Genomic DNA, 1,399 nt, shown 5'->3' on the forward strand with positions numbered 1-1,399 from the left:
TTAGACATCCCATGCGGCTGGACTGTCAAGCGGCGAGTTGTTGGTCTTGCTGGTTGCTGGTCCAGGCGGTGGCTTCGTCGTAGGGCGTGCTGGTCTTGAGGCAGCCGTGCAGGATGCCGACGAGTCGGTTGGCGAGCTGGCGTAGTGCGGTGCGGTGTCCGCTGCCGCGGGCGCGTTGCCGGTCGTAGTAGACGCGGGCGCCGGGTGAGGCAGTGAGGGCGGCGAACGCCTGCCACATCAGGGCGTCGACGAGCCGGTCGTTGTGGACATGGCGGGCCAGGACGACTTTCGTCTTGCCGGATGCGCGGGTGACCGGGCTGGTGCCGGCGTAGTTCTTGCGGGCGCGGGCATCGCGGTAATGGGCCTGGTCGTCTCCGAATTCGGCCAGCACCCGGGCGCCCAGCAGCATGCCCAGGCCAGGTTGGCTGCGATAGATCTCAGCGTCCGGGTGCTGGCCAAAATGCGCCTGCACCTGCTGTTCCAAGGTTGTGATCTCGGTGTTGAGTAGGGTCAGGATCGCCGTCTGCGTGCGGACCGTTGCGGCGTAGGCGCCGGCAACCACCACTGGTTGGCGTAGGTGCTCGGCGGCGAACGCGGTGAGGATCTTCGCGGTGCGGCCGGGCACGTCGCGGCGACGGGCATGCCGCAACGCGTCGCTGACCTGCTCGGCGGTCAACGCCGCCGCGGTCAGCGGGTCCGGTGCGGCCGACAGCAGCGTGAGGGTGTCGGTGGCGTCCAGGTCGTCGAATGCTTCGAGGGCGGCGGGGAAGAAGGCCAGTAGCGCATGCCGCAGCCGCTGGACATGGCGGGTGCGGTCCCAGATCAGTGTCTTGTGTGCTCGGGTCAGCACTTTGACCGCGGTGGACAGGTCGCTGTCGCCGGCGATCTGCCGCAGCTGGTGGCGGTCGGTGCGCACCATGTCGGCCAGGGTGTGTGCGTCGCCAGAGTCGCTTTTGGCTCCGGATACTACGTGGCGTTCGCGGTAGCGGGCGACCTTGAGCGGGTTGATCGGATACACCTGATAGTCCGCCGCGACCAGTGCCTGGACCCACGGCCCGCGTTCGGTCTCGATGCCGACCACGACGTGCACGTCGGCTTCGTCCAGGTCGCCGATCTGCCGGCCGATCAACGTATGGAGCCGAGCCATCCCGGCGATGCCCTCGGGCAGTCTGGCCCGGGCCAGCCGACGCCCGGTCTCGTCTTGGATCTCGATGTCGTGGTGGTCCTCGGCCCAGTCGTCGCCTACCAGTAGCAGCATGACGCGTCCTCCCCACGCGCTCGACGGCACGAAACGTCGCAGCCTGCGGAAGACGGCCGGCAGCCTAATGATCAAGTGCTCGCGCCGCAGCTCGGCGGGCACAACATCCCATCAGTGGTCGATGTCTTCCGACCACCGGCA

At 67.9% G+C, this 1,399-nt stretch carries 1 protein-coding gene; it reads right to left on the reverse strand.

Annotated elements, in window-relative coordinates; genetic code table 11:
- Positions 1–25 precede the first annotated feature (25 nt).
- A complete protein-coding gene (locus AB0H43_RS38935; RefSeq protein WP_360008699.1) occupies positions 26–1,255 on the reverse strand; it encodes an IS110 family transposase in 1,230 nt (409 codons plus the stop codon).
- Between the last annotated feature and the right edge of the window lie 144 nt (positions 1,256–1,399).

Origin of the sequence: Hamadaea sp. NPDC050747, from assembly GCF_040654195.1 — a bacterium.
Taxonomy (GTDB): Bacteria; Actinomycetota; Actinomycetes; order Mycobacteriales; family Micromonosporaceae; genus Hamadaea.